Here is a 17,909-nt window from a genome sequence, read left to right as displayed (position 1 = left end):
TCTGTTGTTTTAGTTAATTGATAATGGTGCTGCAGACCATTTTTCACGCCATTGAGAACGAACGGAATTGTAGACAAGCTGAATCGAAATACTCAATCCTATTACTACCGGAAATAAAGCTAAAACCGTGAGTTGGTCGTGTTCCCAAAAACCAATCGCATACATGCCCCAATTGATCAGCACCCATTGAATGACATACAAACTGGTTACATTTTTACTGCAGAAAATAAGTGCTTTAAAAACGGGATTGTCTTCTTTAAACAGCTGTACTATAAAATTGACCAGCCAGTAAAAAACCATATTGGCACCCAGCAATAAAATGCTTCCGCCGGGACCTAAATGATAGTAATCCCCAAAATGATATTCGGAATTAGTAAAATTCAATACGCCGCCAATTCCAATAAAAACAAAACCGAGAACTAGCATTTTCTTAAAAAATACCGTTTGATTTTCCTCTAATTCCTTATACCATCTTCCTAAAAACATGCCCAGCAAAATAAAGGCACTCCACGGAAATACAGGGAAATAAATATTAAACTGATTGCTGAAAAATAAGTCGCAGATATAGTCTAATCCGGTAATTCCAATTCTGTAACCGCTCACTTCCTTGGAAATTGCGATGATGGCCAAAGCCACGATTAACGGAACATATTTACTTGTACTGAAATGGTTGATAATTCCCATTATAAACAGCGTTACACCAGCCAATTGCAGAATGTCTCCTAAAAGCAAAAAGAATATTCCGGTTTGCAGTGTTCCTGATTGTAATCCGTAGGCGCTCACAAAGGCTTCGGGCAATCCGCCAAACAGGAATTCGGGTATCAGGAATTTCAGGAAGTTCATGCCATAACCAATTCCTAAAATGTATAAACCTCTTTTACATACTTTCTGAAAACTTTGTCTTCTTGACAGTACAAATGAAATGCCCATACTCACTAAAAACAAGGTGGTGCCTCTGCCCAGCCATAAAGTAATTTCTCCCAAAATAGTGTGGGTTTGTGTCGGAATAGTGCCGTAAATCAGCATGGTGTGAATCATCATCATAAAAATCACACTCATTCCCCTGGTAATATCTATTGCTAAAATTCTCTTTTTTTGTTGTGTTTCCATCGTTTTATAATTAGGAGATTTCTTCAAATACATTCGATTCAATCGTCTCAGATACGGCAACCCCAAATTCCTGAAAAGCAATTTTGGTTTCTACTTTGTAATGTTCTGTACCCGTGATTTCTTTGATGATATAAGAATTACGATAACAGGCCATTCCTAAATCCGGTGTGACAAATCCGTGCGTATGCAGTTCGGCATTCTGAACAAAAATTTCGCCTCCGTTTTTGTCAATACTGTAATTTCTGTTGGCGTCAAAACGTCCTTTTTCGTCCCATTGGATTCGGGATGAAATTCCTTCTATAAAACGAGGCAGTTCATAGCTGTACCCTGTTGCCAAAACCAATGCATCAGTAGTATGACGGTATTTTTTATCCTGTTCGACCTGATGCAATTCCAATTCAAAAGACTGCTTCTCCTCTTCGTAATCTGCTTTGATGCAAGCTGCATTGGTTCTTAAATTCACATCTATTTCCGTCACTACTTTTTTAGTGTAAATGGTGTCGAAAATCGTTCCGATCAGGTCTTTATTGATTCCTTTGTAAAGCAGTTTCTGATCTTTGAGCAGGTAGTCTCTTTTTTCCGACGGAAGGCTGTAGAAATAATCTACATATTCCGGTGAAGTCATTTCTAAGGTGAGTTTGCTGTAATCCATTGGGAAAAAACGGGACGAACGCGTAATCCAGTTCAGCTGATAACCATAAACATCGATTTCCTGCAATAAATCATTAAATACTTCGGCAGCACTTTGTCCGCTCCCTAATACGGTGATTGATTTTTGTTGCTGAAGCGCTGCTTTATTCTGAATATAGCCGGAAGAATGCACTGCTTTTCCTTTAAGGGCTTTGCAGGATTTCGGGATATGAGGTGCTGTTCCTGTTCCTAATACCAATTTTTTGGTTTGGTAGAAGGTAATGGCATTGGTTTTAGTACAAACTGCTTTGACGATGTAGATCGATTGATTTTCATCGTATTCGATAGTGGAAACTTCTGTATTGAAAAATACATTCGGTAATTTTTTAATCGCCCACTGGCAATACTGATTGTATTCGTTTCGCAGTAATAAAAAGTTTTCACGAATGTAAAACGAGTACATTTTACCTTGTTCTTTGATATAATTCAGAAAACTAAACGGACTTGTCGGGTCGGCAAGTGTCACCAGATCCGCCAGAAATGGAATCTGCAGTGTGGTATCCTGCAAAAGCATTCCGGGATGCCAGTTGAAAGAATCATTTTTGTCAAAGAATAAACCGTCAAGGTTCTCAATGGGTGCGGTCAGGCAGGCTAAACTCAGATTAAAAGGTCCAACACCAACAGCTATAAAGTCGTATATTTTATTTTCCATAAGGGTATTAATTTATCAATGAATATTCCTGGCCGTGACTAACGATTAAAGCGATAATCTCTTCAATATCGGCAGGAGTAGTAAGTGGGTTTAGCAAGGTGAATTTCAGGAATACTTCGTTGTAGACTTTCGTACTGGTTATAATGGCTTTTCCTTCGTTAAAAATGGCTTTTCTAATGTAACTGTTTAGGCCGCAGAACGATCTTTCGTCTGCTTTCCAGGGTGTGTAACGAAATACAATAGTGCTGATTTCCGGATGATGTATCAATTCGAAATCGTTTCTGTTTCTCAGTAAATTTGCGGTAAACAGGGCATTGTCTATTGCTTTTTCCATGTAGGTGCTTAGTCCTTTCGTACCAATGATTCTTAGGGTGAACCATAATTTCAGGGCATCGAACCTGCGCGTGGTCTGTATGGACTTTTTGACCATGTTCGGAATTCCCTCGTCTTCCTGTTCTTTGGAATTCAGGTAATCTGCGTGGTATTTGATGTAATCGACATACGATTTGTCTCTCATAAAAAACCCGCTGGAACTTACCGGCTGGTAAAATGTTTTGTGATAATCAATGGTCACGGAATCTGAAAGTTCGATTCCGGCTAATTTATTTTTATGCTTTTCACTGATCAGTAATCCTCCGCCATAAGCGGCATCAACGTGAAACCACAATCTATTTTCTGCTGCTATTGCAGCTATTTCAGCTAAGGGATCTATAGAACCAAAATCTGTGGTTCCCGCCGTACCCACAATGGCTATCGGAATATTTCCTAAATCTTTTTGTTGCTGGATTACTTTTTTCAGTGCCTGACTATTCATTTTAAAATCTTCATCAACGGCTACCGGAACTACGGCATTCTGACCTAATCCTAATAAACTTAAATTCTTTTTTAAGCTAAAATGACTTACCTCTGAACATAAAACCCTGAACTTTGAGGCATCGGCAGGAAGCCCTTCCATTTTAGGATCTATATTATAATGTGTTTTTACATAATGATCGCGCGCCAAAAGCAGTCCCATCATATTGGACTGTGTTCCGCCACTGGTGAAAATTCCGTCAGCTCTTTGGGGATAACCTAATTTTTCAATGGTCCATTCTACCAGTTTCAATTCTATAAAAGTGGCTCCGGTACTCTGATCCCAGGTATCCATTGAGGAATTTAAAGAGGAGATAAACGCCTCTGCCACCAGGGTCGGCGTCAGAATAGGGCAATTGAGATGTGCGATGTATTTTGGATCATGAAAATGGATGCAATCATTCAGATAAATGTCTTTTAATTCGTCTAAAACATACTCTAAACTCTTTCCTCCATAATTATCTTCAAGGGCTATTGCATCTATTTTTTCCCTGATTGCAGTAATACTTGTCCCTGTGAAGGGGGTATCCCTGTTTTCTAAATGATTGGCAATTAGCTTAATTGCTTTTTTCATGCTCTTTTTATAAAGAGAGACTGACTTTTTATTATTAGAAAAGATATGCTTGTGATGGTCTGTTTCTAATACGCTCTTTAATTGAATTGTTCTTATCTGTTCCTTTGCTTCCATTTGCTTAATTTATTTAGATTGATTCTGAATAATAGTTGTCAGCAAAAGTAAATTCGATACAAAATAAAGTCAATACTACAGCAGTAGTAAATAGAATTGTACAAAAGAGGTATAAGGCGTACTACATGTATAGTAGGAAATAACTAGTATATATATAATTATTTGAACGAAAATTAAATCATTTTTTTCTCAATGGCATATAATATAAGCTCCGGCGTGGTATGCTTGCCTGTTTTTTTCATGATGTTTTTCCGATGTGTTCTAAAAGTATGAATACTGATAAAAAGATGAGAGGCGATACTTTTTCCATCATTACCCTTTGCAATTTGTTTTAAAATTTCATATTCCCTGAAAGTAAGTTTTTGGCTGGCATCTGAACTGGGTAAAGCGAATACGTCCATCAGTCCGTTTAGTGTTTTAGGACAGAAGTAGCGTTCCCCGTTTTCAATCTTGTACAAGGCATCAAAAATGGTCTGTTCCTGACAATCTTTGCAAATAAAACCGTCAATTCCGTCCTGTAAGAAACTATTGACGGTTTGTTTGTTTTTAAAATAGGATAAAATGATGATTTTACAATCCGGGAAAGTCATTCGCAGTTGCTTGAAGTCGTTTTCATAGAATAAAAAAATATTGTTGGGATCTATGATAAGATACTCTACGTTGTTTTTCTCAAAATGATTAAGTAACTCATCTTTAGAGTTTACAATGGTTAAATTTGCTTTTTTTACAATTTTTTTCAGTGTATATCTCAGCCCGATTATGTGTAGGTTTTCAGAATCAGCAATAAGGAAGTTTTTCATTATTAATCTTTATTTAGAATTGGTCTAAACAAAAATAGATAATAAAATTGATATTACTGTATTATTTTTTTGTCACATAGGTTAATAAAAGAAAGAAACCAAGTACAAAAAAAATAAACTTTCAAAACGAAAAAGGAATGAAATATTTTGATCTGCCCCATTTATATAACTTTCAGTTGAACTTAAAACGAAGCACTTTAGCACCTGACTTTATATTATATTACCTGTAAATTATAGTATTTTAACTGGTTTAAGTGAAAATATAACAATCCCGAAATAGTGGCTTAATTTTGACCTAAACTGATTTATAAAATTATCACTTAACAATCAAAGCAGATATAAACAACTTAAAAAAGAAGCAAATGACAATTGGAGTTGGCGGTTCAACCGCAAGTACAGAATTAGAGAAAATACAAAACATGACCCTTGATGTACAGCCTATTGCATTAGCTGAATATCAGTTGCGCATTCAAAAAGCAACAGTCCTTCTGAAAAAACAAAACTGTAAAGCCATCTACCTCAATGCCGGAACCAACCTGTATTATTTTACGGGAACCAAATGGAATCCGTCGGAACGAATGGTCGGAGCCCTGCTTTTTGAAGATGGAAGTATCGAATATATTGTTCCTAAATTTGAAGAAGGTACATTTAGAACCTTCCTGCAAGTGAACGGAAACCTAAATTTCTGGGAAGAACATGAGAATCCGTATGAGTTGTTTGGAGCTGTTTTAGAAAGTAAAAACATTCAAAACGGAACCATTGCGTTGGACGAATCTGCGGCTTACTTTTTAGCCGATAATGTGGTCAAAACCAATCTGAATTATAGTTTTATAAACGCACAACCCATAACTGCGGGCTGCAGAATGCATAAATCCGCAGCTGAAATTGCCATCATTCAACAGGCAAAAGAGATCACGATGGTAATTCAAAAAGCTGCTGCACGTATTTTATACCCGGGTATTGCAGTAAAAACGGTTACTGATTTTATCAACAAAGCCCATATCAAAGCCGGAATTCCTTCCGGTTCTTATTTTTGTATTGTCCTTTTTGGAGAAGATTCACAATATCCTCATGGGGTTACTGCTCCACAGGATTTAAAGGACAACGATATTGTTTTAATTGATACCGGCTGCCGTTTAGAAGGCTATTTGTCTGATATCACACGAACGTATGTGTACGGCAAACCAACCGAGGCACACAGAAAAATATGGAACTTAGAAAAAGCAACGCAAAAAGCTGCTTTTGATGCCGCTCAAATTGGTGCTACCTGTGGTTCTGTAGATGATGCCGCCCGAAAAGTACTGGCCGAAGCGGGATTAAGCGGTGATTATGAAATTCCGGGCTTACCGCATCGTGTAGGACATGGCACCGGACTGGACATTCATGAATACCCGTATTTGGTGCGAGGAAATCCAACCCTTTTAGAAGAAGGAATGGTGGTTAGTAATGAACCCATGATCTGTATTCCTGGACAATTCGGAATTCGTCATGAGGATCATTTTTATATGACCGCTTCCGGGCCAAAGTGGTTTACAACTCCTATGGAGAGTATTGATAACCCGTTTGGTTTGTAGTCTTAGTTTCAGGTTTCAGGTTTCAGGTTTCAGGTTTCAGGTTTCAGGTTTCAGGTTTAAACTGTTGCGTAATTTGAGACTGTGACTGCAAACTAAAAAAAAGAGACTGCCCAACTTATGGAACAGTCTCTTTTACTTTTAACTAACAAATGAATTATTCTACTAACAACTTTTTCTTTTCTGTAGAATTTCCGTCTGTGGCAATTACCATATAGACTCCTTTTCTTAGGGAATTTACGGAGAAGGAAGTGTTATTGTCCATTGCACCAACGACATTCCCTGTGCTGTCGTAAATCATTATTCTGACTTTGGAAATATCAAGACTGCCAAAATTAAAGTTGACTATATCAGAAGCCGGATTTGGATACATGGCAAATGATTTAACCTCATCTATTGCTGATAGTCCCAGATTACCGGACTGCAGATCGATGGTATGGGAAGCACTCCATTCGCTCACTGCTGTTCCGTTTTTGGCTCTTACCCTGAATTCATAAACAGTTTGTGTACCCTGTTTCGGAATCCATAAATAGTAGGTTGCCGAAGTGCCGACTGTTGTCCAGCCTGAATTATTTAATTGTACTTCATAGGATGCCGCTTCAGGCATGGTCGCCCAGGAAGCATAAAAGCCTGATGCATAAACCCCTGCATTGGAAAGATTGATTGGTGTTGGCAAAGTTACAGGATTTGTTACCCCTGCCGTAACCGTATAATCTTCTACTTCCCCGTCCCCCAGATTACCGCAGGCTGTTGTTGGATTTGCATTGTATTTCATTACGACGCGCATACGGGTAGTTCCGGTAAAGTTGATTGGTGTAAAACTTCCTGTTACTGCAGTTTTCGATGAAAGGCCATCAATCACTTTTTCAGTTGCTTCAAACTGATTGTTTTTGTTGTAATCAATCCAAACGCCCCAGTATTCCGTATAGGAAGAACCCGTAAAACCGGGAACTAAACTGATATTTATACTGGTATTCGGAGTCAGCGTAATTACTTTTGAAGTATAATCGGTATAACCGGAGGTATCTTTTCCGGAAGTATGGGTAAAACTTCCTACCGTTACCGCATTAATAAATTCATAACCGTTTGCGGCCTGAACCGTACACAAAGCCGTGTTTGGAATAACAGCCGAAACGACATTCGAATATTCCGAATAAACAGCTGCCGCTTTTGCCCTGATCTTATATTGGTAGGTGCTGCCTGCCGTTAAAGCGGAATTCGTATACGTAGTTGCCGTAGGGGCTAAAGTCGCAATTTCGGCAAAAACAGCATCTGATCCGGCTCTTTCGATCACTATACTGGTGGCATTAGTTGCATTATTCACCCAGCTGAGCTGCACTTCTAAATTTGCTGCCGTTGCTGTTAAATTGGAAGGTGCCGGAACGGTAGTTGTATTTTGTATTCCGGCTTTAATGGATTCGTTGGGTTTGGTGTTATAGCCAAAATCCAAAACGGTATATCCTGTTCCGCCAGCTTCTACTTTTACGTGCATCCATCCGTAACAAGTACGTCCTCTGCTTTTATATTCAAAACCGACGTATCCTGTTTTATTATCCCAGGCTGTATAAGCGGGAGTTCTTAAATCCAATTGATCCGGATAGGCACTTCCGGGCGCTACAAAAGTATTGGATGCTCCGATAATAGTTCCTTCAGGGATAAATGAAATGTTTCTGGTACCTGTTTCCCCAACTAATCTTTTGCCATAGGTTTCCATTTTCAAAGCAGCTGCTGCAAATTGCCAGGCACCGTAGTCGGTATTATCACCTATTCCTAAGCTGAAAAATTGCCAGGTGGCTGCTGCCGATGCTACATAATCGGTATTATTGACATAAAATATACCGTAGGGTGCATCAAATTTCAGGTTGATTGTTTTGGAAGCATTGTCCAGCGTCGCAATTCCGCCTGTAATGGCAGCATCTTTAAAAGTAATCACAACAGCCGCGTCGTTAGCAGGAAGGTGGGCATTGGCCTTTCCGGTAAAAGTAACGACTGTTTTACTAGTTCCCTGAAGGCTAAGAGTCGCTGTTAAGCCCGCCGGAACTCCCGTTATGGTATAATGTGTTCCTTCGGTCCAGGTTCCACTACTTTTGGTAAATGTTCCATTATTGGTGGACAAGGTAATTGTAGTGCTTGTGGTTATATTACCATCATTTGCTTCCGATTCATATAAGGTTCCTTCGGATAAAACTACAGCCGTTTTAGCGGTCATTCCGGTATAAATCGGAGTATTCGGCTGGGTGTTATAGGCGTATTCAGAGATCGTATATCCATCTCCGTTGGCATTGACGGTAATTTTAAACCAGCCGTAACACGTTAAACCATCAATTAGATAATCAAAACCTGCATAACCGGTTTTTCCGTCCCATGCAGTGTAAGCTGCTGTTCGCAGATCCAGCTGATTAGGGAATGCTCCCGGCACAGTCATATTGCTTACAGGTCCAACTGCTGTATTCGATGCCAGCAATGTTATATTTTTGGTACCGTTTTCGCATACCATTCTTTTAGCATAGGTTTCGATTTTCAAAGCATTGGCATCAAATCTCCAGCCTCCAAAGGCAGGATCGTCTCCTTTGGCAATTTCAAAGTATTTCCATGTCAGATCCGATGAAACGGTAACATCCGGCATATCGACAAAAAAGATTCCGTACGGATCTGAAAATCTAAAATTAAAGAACAGTGCCGTACACGATAAATCAGCAATTCCGCCTACAAAAGCGGCCGGTAAAAAAGTAATTCCGCCTGAAGCATTATTTGCCAAAGCGTGACTGGTTGCTTTTCCTGTAAGGGTTATTGTAATCTGCTTGTTTGAATTTACGGTCAGAACAGGTGTTATTCCTGCCGGAAAAGTATGCGTGAAATGTGTCCCTGAAGTGAGTGTTCCGGAACTAAGTGCAAAATTTTTGGTACCGCTTAGGGTTACTGTTGATGAAGTACTAAAAGAACCATCATTTATCAATGCTTCTTTAAAGGATGCTACCGAAGCCAGCAAAGCACTTCCTGCTAAGTTCACACCCGTATCGATCAGATTTTGAGCCTGCCATAACGATTTACGGGCAGGGTGCTCTAAAGCAGCGAGCATTCTGCTGATCTGACCCTGGGTATACATTTTATAACAGCCCTGAGCGCCATTATATCCCATATAATTTTCAAAATTCACTTTATCTCCGCTACAATTAGTACCGGGTGTACAAGCCAAAGTATGCTTTGCGTCTTCTGCCGGAGTATCATCAACTTCATCGGTTCCGGAGCAGCCTCCTTCAAAAGTGTGAATTAAATTTAGGAAGTGACCAAACTCATGCGTTAAGGTTGCGGAGAATTCCTTGCTATAGGAGTTGTCATACAGGTAAGCGCCATTAAACACCACACGGGCCGTATTACTTGCCGTCATATCGGAATTGGGATACCAGGCCACTCCGGAGTTATTGGTGGCACCATCATTATACAAATCATTCTGAATGTAAACATTCATGTATTTGGTATTGTCCCAGGCATCGGCTGCAATCTGATCATCATACCCCCCGCCATTTCCGTAACCGTTTTTGGCGGGATGAAAGATAACCCCTGAAGTACAGCCTCCATTAGGATCTTTTTTCGCCAGTTTGAATTCCACATTTATAGTTCCTCTTCGGGGCTGAAAAAAAGATTCGACAGTCTGAAAATCGGCATTTCTTCCGTTGAAATCATCGTTGAGTTGTGCCAGATGATTTACAATTTTTTCATAGGTAACGGTTTTACCGCTTTGAACGTCTCTATAAATATGGAATACCACCGGAATGGTATAGGTAACAGCGGCTTCTTTTGAGGTTTTGTTTTTTCGCTGTAAAGCAAACTTTTTGCTAAATACATCAAAGTCTTTTTTCTCCTGAAGCGAAGCCGGATGATTCCGGTACACTTTTGCATTTTCTTCGGTTGTCCGACAAGGCAAGCCCTGAGCACTAACTTTCAATACACTGAAAATCAGAAAGAACAGTAGTAGTTTTAATTTCATGGTTTTTTGGTTTTAATTAGTAATAACCAAATTTAACCCTACAGATTCTTTCTTTCTGATACTATTTTAGTAAGAATTGGTATATAATTAGCTTTTTTTAGTCTTCAGTCGCGAGGAAAGTCGCAGTTGTAAGAACAGTCGCAGTCGCAGTTTTCAGTCTCACTTGAAAACTGAAACCTAAACTTTACAGTAGAAACGCGTTTCGACTTCGCTCAGAGTGACACTGAAAACTGAATACTGAGACTCAAGACTGAGACTCAAGACTGAAGACTCAAGACTGAGACTGAGACTAAAAACTGAGACTGCGACTAAAAAACTACTTCCCTCCGGCAGGACAATTCTTTTCAATAAACCTCACAAAGGTATCCAGTAAATGCTTACTTGTTCCTTCACCCTCATCAATATTGTGCGAGCGATTTGGGTAAATCATCAGGTCAAACATTTTATCGTATTTAATCAGTTCGTTTATCAGTACCTCGGCATTTTTATAATGTACGTTGTCATCGCCTGTACCGTGAATGTACAACAGGTTTCCTTTTAAGTTTTTGGCATGGGTTACAGGAGAGGCCTGAATATAAGTGGCTTCATTCTCACTCGGAATACCCATATAACGTTCTGTATAAATATTATCGTAAAAATGCTGGTCTGTAACGGCTGAAATTGCGATACCTGTTTTGTAGATATCAGGATACTGAAACATCAGGTTTAAAGTTACTGCTCCACCACCGCTCCAGCCGTGAACGGCTATTCGGTCGGAATCCACGAATTTCCATTTTAGAATTTCTTTGGCTGCCATGGCCTGATCACGGGTGTTTATAATTCCGATGTTTTTATAAATTGACTTTCTCCATTTCGTTCCTTTCATTACAGGGGTTCCTCTGTTATCCATCGCTATTCCGATATATCCCTCCGGAATTACCCGGCCGATAAACGGGTAAAAATAAGGTTCATCATTGGCGACTGATGCCATTGGCTCTCCATACACATAAAAGAATACCGGATATTTTTTTGAAGGATCAAAATCCAATGGTTTCGCCATTATTCCATCCATCTCTATTCCGTCTACTGTGGTTACTTTGAATTTCTCCATAGTGTAATCACGCTGAGGTGCCTGAAAGGAATCGGCTTCCTGCGGTAGTATTTTTTTATGTCCAGCTAATGCAATTAATCGTGTATTGTAGTCTCTGTTGATATTGGAATTGGTGTGTTTTGCATACATCGCATCTGTGGAGAAACTATATTCGTTGGTACCGTCAAACAGATCCGGCGTTACTTTTTTGGTCTTTTTTGAATTTAGATTGGTTTCGTACAAATAACGTTGTGTCGCATCTGTTGGACTTGCTTTAAAATAAATTGTTTTGGTCTTATCGTTGTAGGCCTGAAAATAAGCATCAAAATTAGCGGTCGTAATTAATTCTTTTGATTTACCATCACTGCTGATTTTATAAATATGCATCCAGCCATCTGCATCAGAACTCCATAAAAAGGATTTTCCATTCTCTACAAAATGACAAGGGAAGCCATCGTATTGACCGGAGGAAATATCAAAAACATCGATCCATGCTGCAGATTCTTCTTTATAAATTACCTTAGCGGCACCTGATTTGGTATCGCAATTGTAAAAGGCAACCTGATTTTGATTGCGGTTTAACTGAATCACCATAACCGACTGGTTTGTCAGCCATTTCATTCGCACTAAATAATTGTTATCCGGTTCTCCTGGAATATTCAGCCAATTGGTCTGTAAAGAAGCGATATCAATTACACCGATTTTAACCGACGAAGGTTTCTCTCCTGCTTTTGGGTATTCAACCGGAACGACAACCGGATACAAAGAATCGGTATTATTAATCATGAAATGAAATTTGGTTTCCGATGCATCTACGCGCCAGAAAGCAATACTCTTGCCGTCAGGGCTCCATCTGAATCCGTCTCGGGCTGCCAGTTCTTCTTCATACACCCAGTCAAATGTTCCGTTGATAATTTTATCGGTTCCATCTGTGGTCAGCGGTGTTATTTTTCCCGTCTTTATATTTTCAAGGTAAATATTATGATTGGAAACATAGGCTACATTTTCACTATCCCCTGAAAATTTCGCAAACATCAATGAAGACGCATCCAGGTTTTTTCCTAATTGTTTTCCTTTTCCCGTTGCTAAATCAAAAAACCAGTAATCTCCTTTTGTATTGGCTCTCCAAACTTTTTTTGAATTCGTATACAACAGTACTTTTGTTTTATTGGTATTCCAGACCAAATCTTCAATTTCTCCATTAAAGCCGGATTCAGACAACTGCTGCTGCGTCAGAATTGTGGCGTGCTTGTCTAATTTGTCCACATCATACACTTCTATAGTGTTACTTTTATTGACCCAAAACGAATGGGAATCGGGTAACCAGTTCAGACTATTGATGTCGATATCATGCTGCGCAAAAACAGAGGAACAAACAAAGAGTAACAGTAGTAAATACTTTTTCATAGTAGTGGTTTTTATTCTTAATTACAGTTGAAACATTTTTGTATCTACAGAAGTTGTTTTACCAACGATAATCTCCGTTACAATTTTACCGGTTGCCGGTGCCAGACTTAATCCCATCATGGCATGTCCTGTAGCCAGTGTCAAATTTACAATTTTTTTATCTCTTGTAATAATCGGCATTCCGGATGGTGTACAAGGCCTGAATCCGAACCAGGTATCTGCTGTTTTTGGCATTTCAATCTGCATTTCGGGATAAAAATCATTAATGGTAGTTACGATTCCCTGAAGCCTGTTTGTATTTATTTTGGTATCTGCGGTATGCGTTATTTCCATAGTTACGCCAAAATGAATGTCATTGTTCATAGGCGTTACCGCTACTTTTCCTTCGCATAAAATCGATGGAATTGCCGGCTTTTGATTTTTGTTTTTTAGTGTAAAACTATACCCTTTTCCGGGTAAAATCGAGAGGGAGATATTTAGCTTTTTTGCTAATGAAGGACTCCACGAACCCGCCGCCAATACTACTTCATCGGTTGCAAAAGTGCCTTTATCCGTTGCTATTTTAGCAATTTTATTTCCTTCGAAATGAAAATCCTTAACCGTAGTACAGGAATGGATTTCCACTTTTAAACGAATTAATTCTCCTTTGATAAACTTCATGAATTTTTGCGGGTACAAATGGGCATCACTTTTATAATGAACACCGCCAATAACATCGGTTTTGGTTCCTGTTTCCAAAGCTGCAACGGCTGTTTTAGAAAGATAATCGACTTCAAGACCCAATCGTTCTGCTTCTTTGCCTTCGTGGTACATTTCTTCTGCTACCTTATCACTTTTATAAAGCATTAAAAGTCCTTTTTCCTCGTAAAAAAAGGAATTGTTTTCTCTTGCAAAATCCTGATATAACTCTTTACTCAACATCGAAAGATTACGTAAAGCCGGCATTGCTTTCTCTACGTGATTTCTGTTGGCGTGTTTATAAAATTGCCAGCCCCATTTTAATAAATCGGTATTGAGACGCGGTTTTACATAAAACGGACTCTGGCTGTCAAACATCCATCTCATGCCCTGCGCGATCATTCCGGGTTGTGCCAAAGGTATAATATGTGAAGGCACAATCATTCCGGCATTTCCGTACGAACAGCCGTTATCCATGGGCGATTCATCGAAAATACTTACTTCGTAACCTTCTTTGTCCAGATAATAAGCAGAACACAAGCCAATAATTCCACCGCCAACAATCCCTACTTTTTTCATACATTTTTAATTAAAAGTTCATTGACAAGACTTAGTACCTTTATCAATCGCCAACTATTTTTTCGAATTTTTAAAGTACCTGAAATCCAAATGCGTAAGGATCATCACTTTCATCAATAATGATGTTGTTGTAGCCATATACTTTTGCCCAGCCCTGAATACTGGGAACAATGGCCGGAATGTCTCCGATACTTGTTTCTTCGACTACTTTTCCAATAAATTTACTTCCTATATAACTTTCGTGAATAAATTCCTCTCCTGCTTTCAGCTTTCCTTTTGCATGCAATTGCGCCATTCTTGCAGAAGTTCCTGTACCGCAAGGCGAACGGTCTATGGCTTTGTCTCCATAAAAAACAGCATTCCTGCCAGATGATTTCGGATCAATAGGATGTCCGGTCCATAACATATGGGTCACATCCCTGATCGTATTGTTTTCAGGATGAATAAAACAATTGGGATATTCCTCATTGATCCGGTTGCGTAATTCCTGACTGTACTGGATAATTTTACCTGCGGTGAAATCCTGAACACCGGAAAAATGATCCTGCGGATCTACAATGGCGTAATAATTTCCTCCGTACGCCACATCAAAAATAATTTCTCCGAGTTCCGGGCACTGAATGGTTAATCCTTCTGCCGCCAGATAAGATTTGACGTTGGTCAGACGTACCCAATCGACTTTAGTGCCTGTCTGCTGATACTCAATTTGTACTAAACCAGCCGGAGCTTCCATTTTGATTTTACCGGGCGTTTTAGGAATAACGAGTCCTTCTTCGATTGCAATGGTTATGGTGCCGATGGTTCCGTGACCGCACATCGGCAGACAGCCAGAAGTTTCGATGAATAAAATCCCAAAATCATTGTCCGGATTACTGGGCGGATACAAGATACTGCCACTCATCATGTCATGGCCGCGAGGTTCGAACATAAGACCTTTTCTGATCCAGTCAAATTCTTTCAGGAAATGCTGGCGTTTTTCACTCATGGAATCACCCAGTAAATTGGGCCCTCCTCCGGCAACCACTCTTACGGGATTTCCGCAGGTGTGTGCGTCTACACAAAAAAAAGTTTTCTTTAGCATTTTATATTTTGGATCGTGTTAGTTTATGATCTATTGTACGCAGAATTTGCATTGGATTTTCATTTTGCAATTCAGCCGGCAGCAAATCATCCGGCCAGTTCTGATAACTCAGCGGACGCACCCATCTGTAAACGGCGTGTGTTCCCACCGCAGTAAATCTCGAATCTGATGATGCCGGATAGGGGCCGCCGTGCAACATAGCAGCGCATACCTCTACACCGGTTGGAACACCATTAAAAATCAATCTTCCTACCCGTTTCTGCAAAGCAAAAATAATGTCCTGATGGTGTTGCAATTCATTTTCGGCACCGATAATGGTTCCTGTTAATTGTCCTTCCAAGGTATTAATTACTTGAACTAATTCGGCCTCATTATCACATTCTACGAGGATTGAAAATGGACCAAAAACCTCCTGGCTTAGTACTTTATTTTTCAGGAATTCTTCCCCACTCACTTTCAGAATAGTGGCTCTGCCATGGTTGGGAGGCACTTCTCCTTTAAATTGCGCTACTCTCGAAACTCCTTTTTGTGCTTCTCTTTTTAGGATACCCTCTTCAAAATCAGCCTGCATGGAAGCATGCAGCATACAGGAAGGCTGAGTATTTTCGATTGCTGTGGTTAATTCTTCTGCAAACTCATTTAAGGCCGCTCCTTTTACCGCTAATAATAAACCGGGATTGGTACAAAACTGACCTGCCCCCAAAGTAATTGAACCTGCATAAGCAGCCGCCCATTTTTGACTGTTTTCTTTCAAGGCATCGGGCAGCAGAACAACCGGGTTTACACTTCCCATTTCGGCGAAAACCGGGATTGGTTCAGGACGCTGTGCTGCTAGGTCACATAAAGCACGTCCTCCGCTGATACTGCCTGTAAAACCTACCGCTTTTACTAAGGGATGTTTGACCAGACTGGCACCCAGCGTTCTTCCTCCCCCTGCAAGATTTGAAAAGACGCCTTCGGGCATATTTGTTTTTTGTGCGGCTTTTATAATGGCCGAGGCCACCAGTTCACCAGTTCCGATATGCATCGAATGGCTTTTTACAATAACAGGACAACCTGCAGCCAAAGCTGAAGCCGTATCTCCTCCGGCGGTTGAAAAGGCAAAAGGAAAATTACTGGACCCAAAAACGACAACAGGTCCTAACGGTACCAGCATCTTACGTAAATCTTCTTTCGGGGCAGGCTGCCGCTCCGGTATTGCGGTATCTATTGTAGCCTGAACCCAGCTTCCCTCGACAAGCATTTCTGCAAATGAACGCAGCTGTCCTATCATCCTGCCCCGCTCCCCTTCTGCGCGGCCTTTTGGGAAACCGGATTCGCTACAATATTGAACTAACAATTCATCTCCTAATGCCAGAATTTCATCGGCAATGGCATTTAAAAATGCAGCCTTTTCTAATCCGGAACATTTTTTATAACGTACAAATGCCTGACTGGCTAAAGCAACCGCCTCTTCTATTTCTTCCTCAGTTGCTTCTGTAAAAACCCACGGATTTTCGGTATTTAAAAGCGGATTGAACGTTTTTAAGGTGATGGTTCCGGCTGCTTTAAGCTGACTTCCTATATAATTTTTTCCTGTAATCATAGTTGTTGTATTAGTAATGCATACTCTGCTGTTTAAAAACAGGCAAAGCCAGTCCGATGAATGTATTATTATAGATTTTTATAATCCGGCAATGTCGGTCGGTTACGCAATCCTTCTGCTATAATGGCCAGTACTTTTTCACGCTCACTACCCTGAAGCGGCAGTCTCGGAGCGCGAACATATTCGCTTCCGATTCCGGTTGCGACCTCGGCCAGTTTGATATTTTGTACCAAAAAGGAATTAATATCCAGTTCCAGCAAGGGCAAAAACCATCTGTAAATGGCCAGAGCTTCGGCGATTCTTCCTGCTTTTGCCAGCTTGAAAATGGCCACGGTTTCTGCCGGAAAAGCACAAACCAAACCGGAAACCCATCCATCTGAACCCATTAATATACTTTCTAAAGCCAGGGTATCTACGCCTGATAATATCTTTAAACGGTCTCCAAAACGATTGATCATTCTGGTCACGTTCGAAATATCTCTTGTGGATTCTTTTACGGCCTGAATGTTATCGTATTTCAGCAATTCCTCAAACATGTCTAAGGTCACTTCAATTTTGTAATCGATCGGATTATTGTAGACCATAATCGGAAGCGACGTATTTCGGGCTACTTCTGAAAAATAAACTACCGTTTCATAATCGGAAGCTTTGTAGCGCATTGGGGGTAACATCATTAATCCTCCGGCACCGTCTTCTTCGGCTTTGTTGGCGGCTAAGATTGCCCCTCTTGTGGTTTGTTCTGCAATATTCATAATCACAGGAACTTTATTATTCGTAAGCGAAACCGTATGTTTGACCAATTCTCTTTTTTCTTCTTCCAAAAGTGTACTGGCTTCCCCTAATGTTCCTCCCAGAATAATTCCCGATACTCCGGCCTCTAATTGTGCTTTCATATTGACCTCAAACATATTGAAGTCTAACTTATCGTCTGCAGTAAATTTTGTAGTAACTGCCGGCATAACGCCATTCCATTGAATCCCCATAGTATTGCTTTTTATTGTCAACCAAAATTATCGAGAAACCACTAAGCTGTCTCACAGAAAATTACCTCAAAACGATACTATATTACCCTATATAACTTTTAAATACAAAAAACAGATTAGTATACCATCATTTTATTACTGAAATACAATATATTTGGTTGTAACTAACCAACCCA

The 17,909-nt window shown here is 39.9% G+C and carries 11 protein-coding genes; 1 reads left to right on the top strand and 10 read right to left on the bottom strand.

Going from position 1 to position 17,909, the window contains the following annotated elements:
• Positions 1–9: 9 nt before the first annotated feature.
• From EV142_RS07270 to EV142_RS07255, 4 genes are all read right to left on the bottom strand, one after another.
• A complete protein-coding gene (locus EV142_RS07270; protein ID WP_158286305.1) occupies positions 10–1,110 on the bottom strand; it encodes a heparan-alpha-glucosaminide N-acetyltransferase domain-containing protein in 1,101 nt (366 codons plus the stop codon).
• Positions 1,111–1,120: 10 nt separating this feature from the next.
• Positions 1,121–2,452, bottom strand: a complete 1,332-nt coding sequence (locus tag EV142_RS07265; RefSeq protein ID WP_132033982.1) for a lysine N(6)-hydroxylase/L-ornithine N(5)-oxygenase family protein — start codon at positions 2,450–2,452, stop codon at positions 1,121–1,123.
• Between the two features lie 7 nt (positions 2,453–2,459).
• Positions 2,460–3,878 carry a pyridoxal phosphate-dependent decarboxylase family protein gene (locus tag EV142_RS07260; RefSeq protein WP_238698667.1) on the bottom strand — a complete coding sequence of 473 codons (1,419 nt, stop codon included), beginning with the start codon at positions 3,876–3,878 and terminating at the stop codon, positions 2,460–2,462.
• A 287-nt stretch (positions 3,879–4,165) separates the two neighbouring features.
• A complete protein-coding gene (locus EV142_RS07255; protein ID WP_132033978.1) occupies positions 4,166–4,792 on the bottom strand; it encodes a response regulator transcription factor in 627 nt (208 codons plus the stop codon).
• A gap of 362 nt (positions 4,793–5,154) precedes the next feature.
• Here EV142_RS07255 and EV142_RS07250 point away from each other — a divergent pair, with 362 nt between their 5' ends.
• Positions 5,155–6,366 carry a M24 family metallopeptidase gene (locus tag EV142_RS07250; protein ID WP_132033976.1) on the top strand — a complete coding sequence of 404 codons (1,212 nt, stop codon included), beginning with the start codon at positions 5,155–5,157 and terminating at the stop codon, positions 6,364–6,366.
• A 154-nt stretch (positions 6,367–6,520) separates the two neighbouring features.
• Here the strand turns inward: EV142_RS07250 and EV142_RS07245 are convergent, their stop codons facing one another.
• The 6 genes from EV142_RS07245 to EV142_RS07220 all read right to left on the bottom strand — a co-directional run bounded on the left by EV142_RS07245 (position 6,521) and on the right by EV142_RS07220 (position 17,733).
• Positions 6,521–10,351: a M43 family zinc metalloprotease gene (locus EV142_RS07245; protein ID WP_132033974.1), complete on the bottom strand. Its 3,831-nt coding sequence runs from the start codon at positions 10,349–10,351 to the stop codon at positions 6,521–6,523.
• 316 nt (positions 10,352–10,667) lie between these two features.
• On the bottom strand, positions 10,668–12,827 hold the full coding sequence (locus tag EV142_RS07240; protein WP_132033972.1) for a S9 family peptidase: 2,160 nt from the start codon (positions 12,825–12,827) through the stop codon (positions 10,668–10,670).
• A 21-nt stretch (positions 12,828–12,848) separates the two neighbouring features.
• Positions 12,849–14,084: an NAD(P)/FAD-dependent oxidoreductase gene (locus tag EV142_RS07235; protein ID WP_132033970.1), complete on the bottom strand. Its 1,236-nt coding sequence runs from the start codon at positions 14,082–14,084 to the stop codon at positions 12,849–12,851.
• 70 nt (positions 14,085–14,154) lie between these two features.
• A complete protein-coding gene (locus EV142_RS07230; protein ID WP_132033968.1) occupies positions 14,155–15,165 on the bottom strand; it encodes a 4-hydroxyproline epimerase in 1,011 nt (336 codons plus the stop codon).
• A 1-nt stretch (position 15,166) separates the two neighbouring features.
• Positions 15,167–16,750: an aldehyde dehydrogenase (NADP(+)) gene (locus EV142_RS07225; protein ID WP_132033966.1), complete on the bottom strand. Its 1,584-nt coding sequence runs from the start codon at positions 16,748–16,750 to the stop codon at positions 15,167–15,169.
• Positions 16,751–16,818: 68 nt separating this feature from the next.
• Positions 16,819–17,733, bottom strand: a complete 915-nt coding sequence (locus EV142_RS07220) for a dihydrodipicolinate synthase family protein (protein ID WP_132033964.1) — start codon at positions 17,731–17,733, stop codon at positions 16,819–16,821.
• Positions 17,734–17,909 lie beyond the last annotated feature (176 nt).

This window comes from Flavobacterium circumlabens (assembly GCF_004345565.1).
GTDB classification, from domain to species: Bacteria; Bacteroidota; Bacteroidia; order Flavobacteriales; family Flavobacteriaceae; genus Flavobacterium; species Flavobacterium circumlabens.
This window is presented reverse-complemented; position numbering and strand designations above follow the sequence as displayed.

Bases quoted from the DNA above. Each gene is read 5' to 3' on its own strand.
- EV142_RS07270 (WP_158286305.1), bottom strand. From the start codon at position 1,110: ATGGAAACACAACAAAAAAAGAGAATTTTAGCAATAGATATTACCAGG.
- EV142_RS07265 (WP_132033982.1), bottom strand. From the start codon at position 2,452: ATGGAAAATAAAATATACGACTTTATAGCTGTTGGTGTTGGACCTTTT.
- EV142_RS07260 (WP_238698667.1), bottom strand. From the start codon at position 3,878: ATGAAAAAAGCAATTAAGCTAATTGCCAATCATTTAGAAAACAGGGAT.
- EV142_RS07255 (WP_132033978.1), bottom strand. From the start codon at position 4,792: ATGAAAAACTTCCTTATTGCTGATTCTGAAAACCTACACATAATCGGG.
- EV142_RS07250 (WP_132033976.1), top strand. From the start codon at position 5,155: ATGACAATTGGAGTTGGCGGTTCAACCGCAAGTACAGAATTAGAGAAA.
- EV142_RS07245 (WP_132033974.1), bottom strand. From the start codon at position 10,351: ATGAAATTAAAACTACTACTGTTCTTTCTGATTTTCAGTGTATTGAAA.
- EV142_RS07240 (WP_132033972.1), bottom strand. From the start codon at position 12,827: ATGAAAAAGTATTTACTACTGTTACTCTTTGTTTGTTCCTCTGTTTTT.
- EV142_RS07235 (WP_132033970.1), bottom strand. From the start codon at position 14,084: ATGAAAAAAGTAGGGATTGTTGGCGGTGGAATTATTGGCTTGTGTTCT.
- EV142_RS07230 (WP_132033968.1), bottom strand. From the start codon at position 15,165: ATGCTAAAGAAAACTTTTTTTTGTGTAGACGCACACACCTGCGGAAAT.
- EV142_RS07225 (WP_132033966.1), bottom strand. From the start codon at position 16,750: ATGATTACAGGAAAAAATTATATAGGAAGTCAGCTTAAAGCAGCCGGA.
- EV142_RS07220 (WP_132033964.1), bottom strand. From the start codon at position 17,733: ATGGGGATTCAATGGAATGGCGTTATGCCGGCAGTTACTACAAAATTT.